Annotated in this window: 12 protein-coding genes and 1 pseudogene; 7 read left to right on the top strand and 6 right to left on the bottom strand. The window is 65.6% G+C overall.

Annotated features, from left to right (window positions below; all coding sequences use genetic code 11):
• The first annotated feature begins 314 nt into the window (after positions 1-314).
• The 6 genes and pseudogenes from ABLE94_RS12085 (at position 315) to ABLE94_RS12060 (ending at position 7,846) form a co-directional block, all read left to right on the top strand.
• A complete protein-coding gene (locus tag ABLE94_RS12085) occupies positions 315-2,180 on the top strand; it encodes an oleate hydratase (RefSeq protein WP_348806457.1) in 1,866 nt (621 codons plus the stop codon).
• A gap of 143 nt (positions 2,181-2,323) precedes the next feature.
• On the top strand, positions 2,324-2,833 hold the full coding sequence (locus ABLE94_RS12080; RefSeq protein ID WP_348806373.1) for an SDR family NAD(P)-dependent oxidoreductase: 510 nt from the start codon (positions 2,324-2,326) through the stop codon (positions 2,831-2,833).
• A 219-nt stretch (positions 2,834-3,052) separates the two neighbouring features.
• Positions 3,053-3,469 carry a hypothetical protein gene (locus ABLE94_RS12075; RefSeq protein WP_348808839.1) on the top strand — a complete coding sequence of 139 codons (417 nt, stop codon included), beginning with the start codon at positions 3,053-3,055 and terminating at the stop codon, positions 3,467-3,469.
• A gap of 168 nt (positions 3,470-3,637) precedes the next feature.
• On the top strand, positions 3,638-5,854 hold the full coding sequence (locus ABLE94_RS12070; protein ID WP_348808838.1) for an MMPL family transporter: 2,217 nt from the start codon (positions 3,638-3,640) through the stop codon (positions 5,852-5,854).
• Positions 5,855-5,892: 38 nt separating this feature from the next.
• Positions 5,893-7,170: a sensor histidine kinase gene (locus ABLE94_RS12065; RefSeq protein WP_348808837.1), complete on the top strand. Its 1,278-nt coding sequence runs from the start codon at positions 5,893-5,895 to the stop codon at positions 7,168-7,170.
• Positions 7,167-7,846 (top strand): annotated as a pseudogene (locus ABLE94_RS12060) (response regulator transcription factor). Before ABLE94_RS12065 ends, ABLE94_RS12060 begins: the two are co-directional and overlap by 4 nt.
• 4 nt (positions 7,847-7,850) lie before the next feature.
• On the opposite strand, the gene ABLE94_RS12050 reads toward ABLE94_RS12060, so the two are convergent.
• From ABLE94_RS12050 to ABLE94_RS12035, 4 genes are all read right to left on the bottom strand, one after another.
• A complete protein-coding gene (locus ABLE94_RS12050; RefSeq protein ID WP_348808834.1) occupies positions 7,851-8,552 on the bottom strand; it encodes a hypothetical protein in 702 nt (233 codons plus the stop codon).
• Positions 8,553-8,661: 109 nt separating this feature from the next.
• Positions 8,662-10,404 carry a cadherin-like domain-containing protein gene (locus ABLE94_RS12045; RefSeq protein WP_348806379.1) on the bottom strand — a complete coding sequence of 581 codons (1,743 nt, stop codon included), beginning with the start codon at positions 10,402-10,404 and terminating at the stop codon, positions 8,662-8,664.
• Positions 10,405-11,444: 1,040 nt separating this feature from the next.
• Positions 11,445-11,729 (bottom strand): YciI family protein, encoded by a 285-nt coding sequence (locus tag ABLE94_RS12040; RefSeq protein ID WP_348806380.1) that lies wholly within the window; start codon positions 11,727-11,729, stop codon positions 11,445-11,447.
• A complete protein-coding gene (locus ABLE94_RS12035; RefSeq protein ID WP_348806381.1) occupies positions 11,726-11,860 on the bottom strand; it encodes a hypothetical protein in 135 nt (44 codons plus the stop codon). Before ABLE94_RS12035 ends, ABLE94_RS12040 begins: the two co-directional genes overlap by 4 nt.
• A gap of 103 nt (positions 11,861-11,963) precedes the next feature.
• On the opposite strand from ABLE94_RS12035, the gene ABLE94_RS12030 reads away from it, so the two are divergent.
• Complete coding sequence (locus tag ABLE94_RS12030) at positions 11,964-12,806, top strand: LysR family transcriptional regulator (RefSeq protein ID WP_348806382.1); 843 nt, start codon at positions 11,964-11,966, stop codon at positions 12,804-12,806.
• Positions 12,807-12,846: 40 nt separating this feature from the next.
• On the opposite strand, the gene ABLE94_RS12025 is transcribed toward ABLE94_RS12030, so the two are convergent.
• Together ABLE94_RS12025 and ABLE94_RS12020 are read right to left on the bottom strand one after the other, a co-directional pair.
• Complete coding sequence (locus ABLE94_RS12025; protein WP_348806458.1) at positions 12,847-13,950, bottom strand: protein kinase family protein; 1,104 nt, start codon at positions 13,948-13,950, stop codon at positions 12,847-12,849.
• Between the two features lie 187 nt (positions 13,951-14,137).
• Positions 14,138-14,368, bottom strand: a complete 231-nt coding sequence (locus ABLE94_RS12020) for a hypothetical protein (protein WP_348806383.1) — start codon at positions 14,366-14,368, stop codon at positions 14,138-14,140.
• Positions 14,369-14,409: the final 41 nt, after the last annotated feature.

Here is a 14,409-nt window from a genome sequence, read left to right as displayed (position 1 = left end):
TTTCACATCGAGACGTGAGCTCACTGCTCACCGACTGTCGGCGGCCGCCGACGAAGGAATCGTCAGCATCCCGAGCACTCGTCGGTTGCTCGAGCACGAAGACCGTGGAAGCGACAAGATGCGGCGTGCCGGAGCAATGATCCATGCCGAGATACGGGGATGGTGGGTGCGCTCTTGTACATGCGGGCCACCATGTGTCGGACACGTCATTCCTGAGAGCAGGTGAAGTCACCTACGGAATTGGTCCGATGATCACCGGGGGATGATAGACGTGGATGACGGGGGTACGGAGAATCTCCAGCGAGAGGCAGACGGTGTACTACAGCAGTGGCAACTACGAAGCATTCGCACGTCCACGTAAGCCCAAGGGTGTCGACGACAAAACCGCCTGGTTCGTCGGGGCAGGCCTCGCGTCCCTGTCCGGGGCGGCATTCCTGATCCGCGACGGACAGATGTCCGGCGACAAGATCACCGTTTTCGAGCGATTGAAGCTGCCGGGTGGCGCACTCGACGGCATCAAGGAGCCCGAGAAGGGGTTCGTCGTCCGCGGTGGCCGCGAGATGGAGAACCACTTCGAGTGCCTCTGGGATCTGTTCCGGTCGATCCCGTCGATCGAGATCGAGGGCGCCAGCGTGCTCGACGAGTTCTACTGGCTCAACAAGGATGATCCCAATTATTCCTTGCAGCGCGCCACCATCAATCGCGGTCAGGATGCGCACACCGACAACAAGTTCACCCTCAGTGATCGGGCGCAGAAGGAGATGGTCAAGGTCTTCCTCGCCACGCGTGAGGAGATGGAGAACAAGCGCATCGACGAGGTCTTCGGCGACGAATTCTTCGCCAGCAACTTCTGGTTGTACTGGACCACCATGTTCGCCTTCGAACGCTGGCATTCGGCGCTGGAGATGAAGCTCTACATCCACCGATTCATTCATCACATCGGCGGATTGCCGGACTTCAGCGCCCTCAAGTTCACCAAGTACAACCAGTACGAATCGCTGGTACTGCCCCTCTACACGTGGCTGCTCGATCAGGGTGTCACCTTCCACTTCGATACCGAGATCACCGACGCCGACTTCGATCTGTCGTCAGATCGCAAGCAGGCCACCGCAATTCATTGGATCGCTGGCCCGCACAGCACGATCGGTGAGGCGGGCGAGGGCGTGACCGAACTCGGTGCCGACGACCTGTTGTTCATGACCATCGGGTCGCTGACCGAGAACTCGAACAACGGTGATCATCACACTCCGGCCACCCTCGACGAAGGGCCCGCCCCGGCGTGGGATCTGTGGCGCCGCATCGCCGCGAAGGATCCGTCCTTCGGACGACCCGACGTGTTCGGTGGCAACATCGCCAAGACCAAATGGGAATCCTGCACGGTCACCACTCTCGACAAGCGCATTCCCGAATACATCCAGAAGATCACCAAGCGGGATCCGTTCTCCGGCAAGGTCGTCACCGGCGGCATCGTCACGGTCAAGGACTCCAGCTGGCAGATGAGCTGGACGGTCAACCGCCAGCCGCATTTCAAACAGCAACCCGAGGACCAGATCGTCATCTGGGTGTACTCGCTGCTCGTCGACACCCCCGGTGATCACGTCAAGAAGACGATGTCGGAGTGCACCGGAGAAGAGATCGTCTCCGAGTGGCTGTACCACCTCGGGGTGCCCGATGACGAAATTGCCGACATGGCAGCCACTTCCGCGAAGGCGGTGCCGGTGATGATGCCGTATGTGACCTCCTTCTTCATGCCGCGTCAGGCCGGTGACCGACCAGACGTGGTACCGGCAGGGGCGGTCAACTTCGCCTTCATCGGGCAGTTCGCTGAGACGAGCCGCGACTGCATCTTCACCACGGAGTACTCCGTTCGCACACCGATGGAAGCGGTCTACACACTGCTCGACATCGAACGTGCGGTGCCCGAGGTGTTCAACTCCACCTACGACGTGCGCAGCCTGCTGGCCGCGACGAGCCGACTGCGCGACGGCGCGGTGGTCGACCTGCCCGGACCGAGCAAGATCCGCGACGCGATCCTGGGCAAGGTCCAATCCAACGAGGTCGGATCAATTCTCGCCGAGTACGAGCTGATCCCGGCCGTCGGCAAGGGCCGGACCATCCGCAACGACGCCATCGACCTCAACGGCACGATCGGCGATCGGGCCCCGGAGTCGGGGGACTGACCTGCGGCGGGTTCGCGGGTAACGGTCGGCCACCGCGGTACTGTCGCCCCGATACGGTGCGCCGCTGACCCTCGACGACAACGCCGACAGTCTGAAAGACGTTGCGCGACAGCTGGATAGCGATCGCGCGATCTCCCCGCGTCGTGGATGTCTCTGACATCGCGGCTGTGGAGGTCGGGCGGTCGCCGTCGGCGTCTGCGAGTTCGGCTGGAATCGATGTCGTGATCGCCAACGCGGGCATTCACAGTGACGGAACGGTCCGCCACGTCGATCCGGTCGCGTTCCGCCGGCTGATCGAGGTGAATGTGATCGGGGTGTTCACCACCGTTCAGGCGAGTACCGAGGCGATCATCGAGCGACGGGGGTACATCCTGATCGTGTCGTCGGCGGCCGCCGACCTGCCGATGGCCGGCGTCGTCGGTGAGGTGCTCGGACTCTTCCAGAGCCTGCGGCCCACCTACGAAGTGTCCCGGGAAGACAGAACGCTCGTGGTGAACATCGTGTCGATGACCTTCCTGATGCCGATCATCATGTTCGCCGTCATCCAGTTCCTGCTGACCGCGCTGATCCAAAGCCAGTCCGCGGCGGTCGCCATCCTCATCCCGGCACCTTCACATCGCTCGCCTCGTGAGCGAAGAGCATCGATCGGATGAGGGGACGCCCGAGTATCAGATTCGCCGCGATGATGAAGATGGTCAGCAGCACCGCCACCTGCGATCGTGGAGTGTGCCAAGCTGGTCTACTACTCGGGCGCCGGGTTCCTGGCACAATCCCCGCCCCGCCGGCGTGGACACGAACACCACCTCGAACGTCGGCGGTCCCGATTCACCGCCGTCCGGCGTTGACGGCGCTCTGCGGGGTTACGCTGGGGTGTGCTCAGCCTCTCACTCGTCGTCATCGCCATGGTCGCGGTGAGTGCGTGGGTGCTGTCCTATCGTCGCTCCACCCAGCCCCGCCGAAACCCGGATCTCTTCGTCGCCCTGTCCCAACTCAACGACCGGTCGGGGTCATCCGGCCCGTGGCGGGCCGCCGAGGTCATCGACGAGAAACATCACCTCGAGACCCGTGCCGCCTGGCCGTCGGCGGTGGTCGGGGCGCTGTCGGTGGGGGCCGCGGTGCTGATTGTGCAAGACCCGTCGAACATGATCGCCGGGGCCGGATTACGGTGGATGACAGGCGAATTGCTGGTGATCGCGCTTATCTCGGCGGTGTGGACGGGCTGGTGTGTCCACCGTGCCGCGCGGCTCGTGGTCGGGCAGGCCGATCTGCATCGCGGGCTGCCGAGATGAGGGCTCTACTGCAGGTGCAGTACTCGCTCGGCTCACGTGTCCTCCGATATCAGTAGCGAAAGTGCCTCCCACAGTGCGATGACCGCGCGTCGTCCTCGTCGGAGGATCGAGTCCGACGATTCATCCGGTCGATTCGAATGACCGGTTCATCAGAGGATGGGATTCGCTGTGGCTTCGATACTGGCACGTCTGGGTGCCTTCGCTTTCCGGCGACGGGCGACCGTGGCGATCGTGTGGTTGCTGGTTCTGGCCGGCACCCTGATCGCGATGCTCTCCGCGCCTCCCGCCCCACCCGACGACTTCTCCATGCCGGGCACCGAATCGCAGCGCACCTTCGAGCTGATGGACGAACGCTTTCCCGGTGTGAACGCGGAAACCGGCAGCGCGACAGTGGTGTTCGTCGCTCCGGAAGGTTCGCAGATCACCGATCCGCGATACCGCGCCACCATCGATGAGGCGGTCGCAGAGCTCGGATCGGTCGATCAGGTCGACCGGGTGGACGCCCCCTTCGAGTCCGATGCGGTCAGCGCCGACAAGTCCGCCGCCTATGCATCGGTGACCTTCGACGTCGGCGCCGCGTCGGTCACCACCGCGACGCGGACGGCCGTCGACGACGTGGTGGCCGGGGCCCGGGTCGGTGGCCTGACCGTCGATGCCGGTGGTGACGCCCTGGAATCGGGTGGTCCGACCGGCGTCGCCGAGATGATCGCGATCGCGTTGGCGGCGGTCATCCTGCTGGTCACCCTCGGCTCGATCGTCGCGGCCGGCCTGCCGTTGCTGACCGCGCTGGTCGGCGTCGGGATCAGCATGCTGTCCATCCTGGCGCTCGCTGACACGCTGGGATTGTCGTCGACGTCGTCGACGCTGGCGCTGATGCTCGGCCTGGCCGTGGGCATCGACTACGCACTGTTCGTGGTCTCCCGCTACCGCGAGGAGCGGGCTGCAGGACGCACCCCGATCGACGCGGTGTCGATGGCGGCCGGTACCGCGGGGTCGGCGGTGCTGTTCGCCGGGCTGACCGTCGTCATCGCGCTGGCGGGTCTCACCGTGATCGGCATGCCCATGCTCACCAAGATGGGATTGGCGGCGGCCGGCGCGGTCGTCGTGGCCGTCCTCGCGGCACTCACCCTGGTGCCGGCGATCATCGGCTTGGCCCCGCAACGGGTGCTGTCGCGGAAGGCGCGCCGCGACGGGGTGGTCGTCGTCGGAGGCGATGGTTCGACGAAACCCTCTGCGGCACAGCGCTGGTCGGGGTTCATCTTGCACAGACCGATCCTGTCCGTGGTGGTCGGGGTGCTGGCGCTCGGTCTGCTGGCCATCCCGGTCGCCGATCTGCGACTCGGCATGCCCGGCGATGAGTCGAAGTCGACGTCGACGAGTCAACGACGCGCCTACGACGAGCTGGCGACGGCCTTCGGTCCGGGCTTCAACGGTCCGCTGATGATCGTCGTCGACGCTCAGCGCGCCCCGGCTCCGGATGCCGCGGTCACCACGATCGCCGACCGGATCGCGGCGGTCGACGGCATCGCGTCGGTGTCCCCGGCGATGCCGAACGAGATGGGCGACACCGCACTGTTCCAGGCGATTCCGACGACCGCACCCACCGACGCGCAGACCGAGACCCTGGTGCATCACCTGCGGGACATCCGCGTCGACCTCGTCCGTGGCACCGGGGCCACGTTCACCGTGACCGGCAACACCGCGATCAACATCGACCTGTCGTCGAAGATCCAGGGTGCGCTGGTGCCGTATCTGGCGACGGTGATCGGTCTGGCGGTGCTGCTCCTGCTCATCGTGTTCCGCTCGATTCTCATCCCGGTCACTGCGGCGCTGGGATTCCTGCTCTCGGTCCTGGCGGCTCTGGGTGTCACCGTGCTCGTGTTCCAGAAAGGCGTCCTGGACAGCGTTTTCGGTGTGGAGGTCACCGGCCCCATCCAGAGTGCGGTCCCCATCTTCGTGATCGGCATCGTCTTCGGTCTCGCGATGGATTACGAGGTGTTCCTGGTGTCCCGGATGCGGGAGGCCTACGTCACCGGCGTCGGCGCCCGAGAGGCGATCGCCCGCGGGATGACGCAGAGCGCACGGGTGGTCGTCGCGGCGGCGCTGATCATGATGGCCGTCTTCGGCGGGTTCGTGGTCGAATCGGATGCGTTCATCAAGATGCTCGGGTTGAGTCTGGCCGCGGCGGTGCTGTTCGACGCCTTCGTGGTGCGTCTGTGCATCGTCCCGGCCGTGATGGCGTTGCTCGGGGACAGTGCGTGGTGGTTGCCGCGGTGGCTCGGCCGGATCCTGCCTGCGGTCGACATCGAGGGTGGTGCGTTGGACAAGTCCGACGCGGTGCCCGAGCCGGAATCGGGAACGCCGGCGGCGGGCAGCCGGGTGTAGCGAGGCGACCATCGCCGGCGCCGGGTGCGGGATCGGCCATGATGGAGACCAGGGGGCACGGGATCGAGGAGGTGGACGCCATGCGGGAGTCGACGGTGTGGCGGTCACTGACATCCCGATGGCGCGCCACGCCACACGTCTGGCTCGTCGATGCCGCCATCGCGGTCGCGGTCTTCGTGGCAGCCGTCGTCGGGGTGAACCTCGCCGACCCGGACGGGGTGCACCCGGGAAGTCTCCTCACCGCCGAGGCGCTGGTGTTGATCGCGTCGGCGTCGTTGCCGTTCGTGCGCAAGTTCTCTCCGGTGGTCGTCGCGATCACCACCCTGTGCATCGTGGTCCTCGGAATCCTGGGTTACGTTCTGACTCCACTTCTGTTGGCGCCGTTGATGGTTGCGCTGTTCCGGTTCGCGGCCGAGCACGCCGCCCGGGTGTCCTGGTGGACTGCGGCGGTGGTCTCGGTGCTCGTGATCGCCGCGGCGGTCGGAGGTCAGATCGACACCACCGTGGTGATCCGCACGCTCGGTCCCGCGCTGTGGGTGGTTCTCCCGGTGGTGCTCGGTACCCAGAGCCGGCTGAACGCGATGTATCTCGCCGCGGTCCACACCCGCGCCGACACCGCGGAACTGACGCGGGAGAGTGAGGCGCGCGCCCGGGTCGCCGAGGAGCGGGTCCGGATCGCCCGCGATCTGCACGACGTCGTCGCCCATCACATGACCGTCGCCAACGCGCAGGCCGGAACCGCTCTTCACCTGCTCGATGCGAATCCGGATGTGGCACGGGACCTGTTGGGCAAGCTCCAGAAGTCTACGGCCACAGCGATTGTCGAGATGCGTGACATCGTCCGCGTGCTGCGCACCCCCGAGGACGAGCCCGACGATGATCTGCGCTCGGCGCCCGGATTGGCGCAACTTCCGGATCTGCTGACGGCGGCGGCCGACGCCGGTGTGCGCGTCGACCTCGCCGTCGAGGGTGAGCCGATCGAGTTGGCCCCGGGAACCGACCTGACGGCGTACCGCATCATTCAGGAGGCCCTGACCAACGCCGCCAAGCATGCGGATTCGGCGCAGGCATCGCTCCGATTACGTTATGCACGTGACCACTTGACGATCACCGTCGACAACGCGGTGGTGGGCACGCCGACCCGGGCGTCGGGTTTCGGCCTCGTCGGCATGCGGGAACGCGCACAGTCGGTGGGTGGGGAGCTGCGTGCCGGACGGTTGCCGGACAACGGATTTCACGTGGTGGCGTCCCTGCCGATCACCACTCCCGAGCAGATGCCCCCGGTACGGCGGCCGGGTCGGGAGACGACGCCGTGATCCGGGTGCTGTTGGCCGACGATCAAGCACTCCTGCGCGAGACCTTCCGGATTCTGATCGATTCGACGCCGGATCTCGAGGTGGTGGCCGAGGCCGGTGATGGTGCCGAGGCGGTGCGGTTGGCGCGGGAACTGCGCCCGGACGTCGTCGTGATGGACATCCGGATGCCGCGGGTGGATGGACTCGCCGCCACCGAAAACATCTGCGCCGAGCCGAATTTGGCGTCGACGAGGATCATCGTGTTGACGACCTTCGAGACCGACGACCATGTGGTGCGGGCACTGCGCGCGGGCGCCGCCGGATTTCTCGGAAAGGATGTCAGCGCAGCGACTCTCGTCGATGCGATCCGCACGGTCGCCGGTGGTGACAGTCTGTTGTCGCCGGGGGCGACCAGGGCGGTGATCAATCAGATCGTCACCGGACCCGTTGCTGCACCGCAGGTGTCGACGCCCGGTATCGACGACCTCACGCGCGTGAGGTGGAGGTCGTGCGGATGGTGGCCGACGGTCAGACCAACGACGAGATCGCCGCAGAGTTGTACCTCAGTGTGCTGACCGTCCGCACGCACGTCCAGCGTGCGATGCACAAGGTCGGTGCGCGTGACCGTGCGCAACTCGTCGTCGTCGCCTACAAGAATGGGTTGGCCGCGCCGCGGGGTGGACGGTCGGCGCCGTGAATGATCATGGTAACGAAGAAGATTGGCGATAGCGCCGAGACGGGTCGGCCTCGTCTGCGGTCTTGCCCCGTAGCCGGCTCGTGGGCTGATTCCCGATCAGCACGGCGACGCCCCAGATGATCAGGCCGACGGCGAGAACGATCCCGTGGGCGATCCGGAGGACGCCGGGCACAAAGAACACCGGTAGGAACACGGTGAGCCCGAAACCGGAGATCGCCGCGCCCAGCCGGTTCATGGCCGGTCCGCCGCGATCCCGCGCCGCCTGCACGATCAGCGCGATTCCCACTGCGGCCAGCAGGATCCAGCCGATTCCGAAGGTGATCATCGGGACCGGGGCGTAGCGAAACCCGTCCGCGATCTGAAGGGCGTCGTAGTTTGCGTTGTCGCGGGCCCAGTGTCCGAGCGCGTTGAGTCCGTAGGCCTCGGCGCCGTAGTAGGGCAGCAGAAACGACGCCGCCAGCCATGCGGTCAGCTCCAGCGCCGAACCTGCGCTCGGGAGAAAGCGCAGGGCGACGGCGATCAGCACGGACCCGACCATGGCGCACAGGTGGGCCGCCATCCACGACAGTGCGGCGAACATCTCGGCACCGGCGCGGCGCTCCTCGGATCCGAAACCGCGGATCAGTGGGTACAACGTGAACATCACTCCCGCTGCGATCATCGCGATGCCCGAGATGGCCGGTGCCGAAGTGGCGGTGCGCGGCATGTGTGGAGTCAAGGGTTCACCCGTCGTTGTTGCGAGCACTGCTCTTTTAATTAGAGAGCAGTGCTCACAAAGTGTCAACCGCTGCGTCGCCACGCTGCGGCAGCGGGCGTCACACCGAGGGGGTTCCTTGTACGCCCGTGTTCTCGGCTGTAACGGCGGGATCGGCGGCCGGGACGGTCATTGTCGTCGACGTGGACAGGCCGCGACCGTCGGATGCGGTGACGACGAATGAGTCGGCGGTGATCGCGCCGGGCGTGTTGGTCGTGCACAGCCATTGGCCGGTGCTCGGGTCCAGGGTCACGATGCCATTCGTCGGCTGGGTGGTGATCTGGTAGCTGATGGTGTCGCCGGGATCCTCGTCGGTGGCGGTGACCTGGCCGGCCACTCCGATGGGGATCACCCGGGTGCCATCGGTGAAGCTGGTGGCGTAGAGCGTGGTGCCATTCGGGCTGACAGCGACGCCGCGTGGGTACGTGATCGCGTTGGTGCCGACGACGGCCCCGGTAGCGGTGTCGATGGTCGTGATCGAATTCTCCGTCGCGACGTAGAGACGTTTCCCGTCGGGGCTGACCGCGAGTCCGTTCGGATTCCCGATGCCTGAAATCGTGGCAGTCACTGCGTCGTTGTCGGGGTTCGACGTGTCGATGGAGACGACCGATACCGTCTGGTCGTTGGCAACGTAGAGGGTCGAGCCATCGGGCGAGATCACGACGGACTCCGGGTTGGCACCGACGTCGATGGTCTTCACGATGGTGTTGGAGGACGTGTCGATCACCGAGACGGTGCCCGGGTCGGTGTCGCTGGTGACGTAGGCGTACCCGCCATCCGGGGCGATGGCCACCCCAAACGGGTAGGTCAACGGAATCGTCGTGACCGTCGTGTTGGTTGAGGTGTCGATGACCCTTACCTGGTTGCCCGAGCCGGTGGTCACGTAGAGAAGCCCGCCATCCGGTGTCATCGCCAGATCCGAGGTGTCGCCTCCCGGCGGGATCTCGGTCACGGCGCCGGTACGCATGTCGATCACGGAGATACCGTCAAGGGTGTTCACGTACGCGCGCGATCCGTCCGGACTCATCACGAGCTGGATCGGCGCTTCGCCCACCTGGACAGTTGATTTCGTGCCGGTGGCAACGTCGAGGAAGGTCACGGTGTTGGCTCCGTAATTGACGATGGCAATCTGTTTGCCGTCGGCGCTGAGCGGGGTGACACCCCACGGCCATCGATCGGGGCTGTTGTTCGACTGATCAATGCCGAACGTCGTCGGCCCGCTGACCGGACTGCTCGTCGAGGTCGAGGACGCGATGGTCGGGGCGTGGTTGACCGCCTGCAGCGCAATGATCGGTACGGTCACGGTTGCGGTCTGGCCCGACGACGGTGTCGCCGAGAGCAGGTGCCAGTGCGCGCCGTTGACCGGTGTCTCATCAGACGCCGTGACCGCGAACGAATCCGTGGTCGAGGCGGTGCTCGCCGGGTCGGACAACCCGAGCACATAGTCGGGATCGGGTGCGTAGGAATAGGTTCCGTCCGGGTATACGACGACGGTCCCGTGTTCGGGTTGGGTGAGCACGGTGTAGGTCAGTACATCACCGTCGGGATCGGTGGCACCGAGCGATCCGGTCACCACGCCGATGGTGGGGTCGACGAGTTGCGACGTCGACGACATCGTCGGATAGGAGTTGAAAAACTTGCGATTGACCTGTTGCCAAGCGGCCCAGACGAATACCAGTGCAGGAGCCGGAGGCGGCGTGGTGGGATCGGCAGCGACAAGCGGATTGAATCCCAGCACGCTCAGGAGAGTCGCCACGAAGTGCGTCGGCGCATTCACCACGCGGACCCCTTGATCCGTGGTCACCGGTGCAGGTTCCTCGCCTACGACGTTCGACGAGGCCCGCGAGGCCACCGGCTCCAAGGGATCGCTCGCAGTGATCGTGTACGGGGTCGCGGATTCCGCTGGAGCGTCCGTGCCCGCCGCATTATCGGAGTTGCGCTGCAGTGTGTTTGATGGGGAGTCCGCCGATGACGGCGACGATGTCGGGGTCGTGGGAGAGTCGGACGGTGATACCGAAGGCGTCTCCTGCACATCGGCACCGATGGGTGTTTGATCCTGTATCTCAGTGGGTTCCACCGTCACCCCGGAATCCGCGGTGGGTTCCTCGCTGGTCGCGGTGGTTGCTGTGCTCGGCTCCTCGGTGGGAGTCTGCTCGAGAGTTGTCGGCTCGGTCGGGTCGGAGGCCACGTCGGTCTCGGCTGTCGATGACGGTTGTGTGTCGAGCTCTGTGGTGAGGTCGGTGTCAGCGGTCTGATCCGGGGTCGTTGACTGCTGATCATCGCTCTGGATGCTTGACGTCGAACTCGACGAATCCACCGGTTCTGCGGTGGCCGTCGACATGACGAGGGCCTGGCCACCCCACCAGAGCGCAGTCCCAATCCCTATGCCCGCCAGACTTGCTCGGAACCTACGCGTCGATCCACTGCATCCGCCTCTGGTCATCGTGCGTCCTCGCAGTTATGTCGGCAGGCCCTGCGGGCCTTGGGCGCGGTGCGCCGCGACAACGACGATTCCAGTACGACGAGGAGCCGCCAAGCCCCATCTTTGGGGGGCATCGGAACGGTGTCGGAGTGCCGGATGAAGCGCCACGGGACGGTCTCCCCACCCGCACAGGGACCCATCGACCAGACGCTCACCCTGCAGGACGCCGCAGACCGCCTCGGGCCCGACCCGGCTGTAGTGCGCGCCGTCACGAGCGTTCCACGGAACATTCCGTCGGAGGCGTTGGGTCTGCGTCTCGCCGGGAGGTCTTCAGTCGCCGGCTCCTCACCGGGCCCCGGGAAGCGGCATGCCGACGGTTGCACCCCCGGTTCGAGGTGTGGCTTCCGGTGTCGTGGTGACCATCAGCCAACGAATCCCCGATACGGCAGCAGGCCGACGATCGTGAACTTACTGAGTTGGGTTGCGGCCATGGGGAGTTCGGCCACGCAGGCCTCGGCGGCCGCACGGCTGTCGGCCTCGATGACGAATGCGGCGCCGGGAACGTCGTCGCGCAGCCAGATCTGCCGCACCACGCCCTTGGCGTAGAGCTCGCGGACCCGCTCGGTCTCGGCGGGCAGGACGCGCTCGAAATCGTTGTCGGAGAACAGCTCCAGCCGACGACGAGACAACACGAGGAACTGGCTCACGGCAGCTCCTCCATGGTGATCAGCGCGCCCAGGCGGGCGTCGCCGGGTCTCGAACTGTCCGTGGCCGCGTAGATGGGCGGCGACGATTCGGTGTGGTGCAGTCGCGCGTCTGGTGTGTCGAACGTGTGCATACATCGATCACACCGCGACACGTCATCGTCAACAACGATCAGAAACGGATAGGTATCATCACTATTCGTGATAAATCGATCCGGTCTCGTGTCGGTCTGACCGATGGAACTTCGCCAGGTCCGCTACTTCTTGGCGGTGGCCGACACCGGAACATTCACGGCCGCCGCAGATCGCCTCGGCATCGTGCAGTCGGCCGTGAGTCAGCAGGTCGCGCGACTGGAACGCGAGGTGGGTACGCCGTTGTTCGATCGCTCTCGACGCGCCCCGGTGCTCACCGCCGCGGGTACGCGGTTCCTGCCGGCGGCGCGTGCGTTGATCGTCGCGGAGGACGCAGCCCGGCGCGCCGCCCGCGACGGTCCCGAGGCGTCCCGACCGCTGCGGCTCGGCGTGCCGGGTGCGTTGTTCCCCGCGACGGATGGCCTCGCCGGCGTCGAGATTGTCAGCGTTGCGTCCGGTCAGCGGCAATCGTGGGTGGCTGCGGGCGAACTCGATGCCGCCATCGTCCACGGCGACGACGTGCGTGCCGATCTGCGCTCGCTTCCACTGCCACCGGATCGGGTCGTCGCGGTCGTGTCGCAGCAGCATCCCCTGGCGGAGAGGTCCCGAAACGCGGTCGACGACCTGGTGTCCTATCCGCTGATCTTCGCCGAGAATGCACTCGGCTCATACCTCACCCGCGCGGTGTTACGCGCTTGTCGTAGTGCGGGATTCGACCCGGCAGTGGCAACGGTCGGCGCCGAGACCGGCGCGGTGTCGGCGGTGCGTGCACGGCCCGACTCGTGGAGCGTGTTCTACGCGGCGCAGGCAGCGTTGCTGCGTGCCGACGAGCTCGGCGTCAGGTTCGTGCCTGTTGTTCCGGCACTGACGGTTCCGACCGCTCTCGTGTTCCGTGCGGACGCCGAACACCTTGGCAGACAACTGGTGCGGGCGCTGCGCGAGAAGTGAGGTGCGTGCGGCGGACACCACCGCACGCACCTCGGAACGGTCAGTGGGTCGTCATCTTGCCCGAGACCTCATCGATGGCACCCATCGTGTCGAGGTCTTCGGCCGCGGCGAGGAACCGCAGGGTGAATGCGCGTACTGCCGCCTCGGGTTGCATCTCGACCGGGGTTGCGAGCCACACCAGGAGGCCATAAAGCGGCTGTGCCCGGTATTGGAGCCACGCCTCGTCGGCTGGAACGTCAATCCCGTAGCCGGCCAACTCCTTCAGGTACCCAGTGACCAAGTCCCGTTCATGGGCGCGCCGGTCGTCGGTGGACAGCGAGGTCGAGAGGAAATAACTCACGTCGAGTGCCCAGCACCCCTTGCGAAGCACCTGCCAGTCAACGAAGATCGGTTCGCCACTGAGGTGGAAACCCAGGTTCTTCAGGTGTGGGTCGCTGTGGAGCAGGGTGCGGGGGACCTCCGCGTCGTAACGGAGCAATGCCTCGACCGCGCGCTTGACCCGCTCGGAATCGCGCAGCGCCTCAGGGACGGGATGATCGAATACCGTACCCGCGGCGAGCTTTTCGCTGGCGTAGTCGGAGAACATCTTGATCGCATCGGCCTGCGGCCCCTCATTCGGTGTCCACACCCACTCGAGGTCATCGAGTTTCGGCGAGTTCCAGAAGTGCGCGTGATAGCGGGCCATCGCCTTCAAGACCGCTTCTGCGCGAACCCAATCGATGGGTTCCTCGGCCTTGCCCCAGTCTGCGGCGACCACATCCTCGAGCACCAGGACAAACGAGCCGTCCTCGTCGCTGAGCTCGGCATGCAGGCACCGCGGCGTCGGTATGTCGACCGCCGGGAGGACGTCGTTGAAGAACTTGACCTCTGCGTGGTAGATGCCTGCTGCGGTGAACAGTTCGCCGAACACGTTGTCGAAGTTGGTCTTGACGAACAGTTGTGTCGGCAGGTCGGGCGACGGGTCTGCGTACTCCGCGGTGAGTCGCAAACGGGTGGACGTCCCCTGATCGACCTCGTCGACCTGTAGCGATGTGACGGTCGTGCCCGGGTACTTCGAGGCGAAGACCTCGGTGAGCCACTCGGCGGTGAAGTCCGACTTCTTGGCTGGAATCCGGGGTGATGTTTCCACGGCGGCTGCCCCCATCTGCACGTTCAGTGCGTTAACAGATTAATAATTGCACTACTATGAGGTAGATCTCCCTTGGATGTCAATGTGTTGCGCATCATCGGTAAACCGCACCGCTCGGCGTGGCCCTGTGCGGTGGGATCTGGGTGCTGTGACGGTGCCGTAGCGGGCAGCAGTAGCGACGCTGCTGGCCACGTGGTCGGTTTCAGGGCCGAGCCTGCGCTGGGGAGGAATCGGCGATCAGGACGAACCCGGCCATGGCGCACGGGTGGGCCGCCATCCACGACGGGATGGCGAACGCCTCGGCGCCGTCACGTCCCTCCTCGGAATCGAAGCCGCGGACAAGTGGATACAACGCGAACAGCACTCCCGCTGCGAGCATGGCGATGCCGACCTGGCCGGTGTTGAACCGGCGGTGCGTGGAGTTGTGGGTCACCCGTCGTGTTGAGCACCACTCGCGAAAGGGCCGACCCTTCT

The organism is Gordonia sp. VNK1 (genome assembly GCF_040049135.1).
GTDB lineage: Bacteria > Actinomycetota > Actinomycetes > Mycobacteriales > Mycobacteriaceae > Gordonia > Gordonia oleivorans.
The sequence above is the reverse complement of the archived record's forward strand: the minus strand, read 5'-3'. Positions and strand labels throughout refer to the sequence as shown.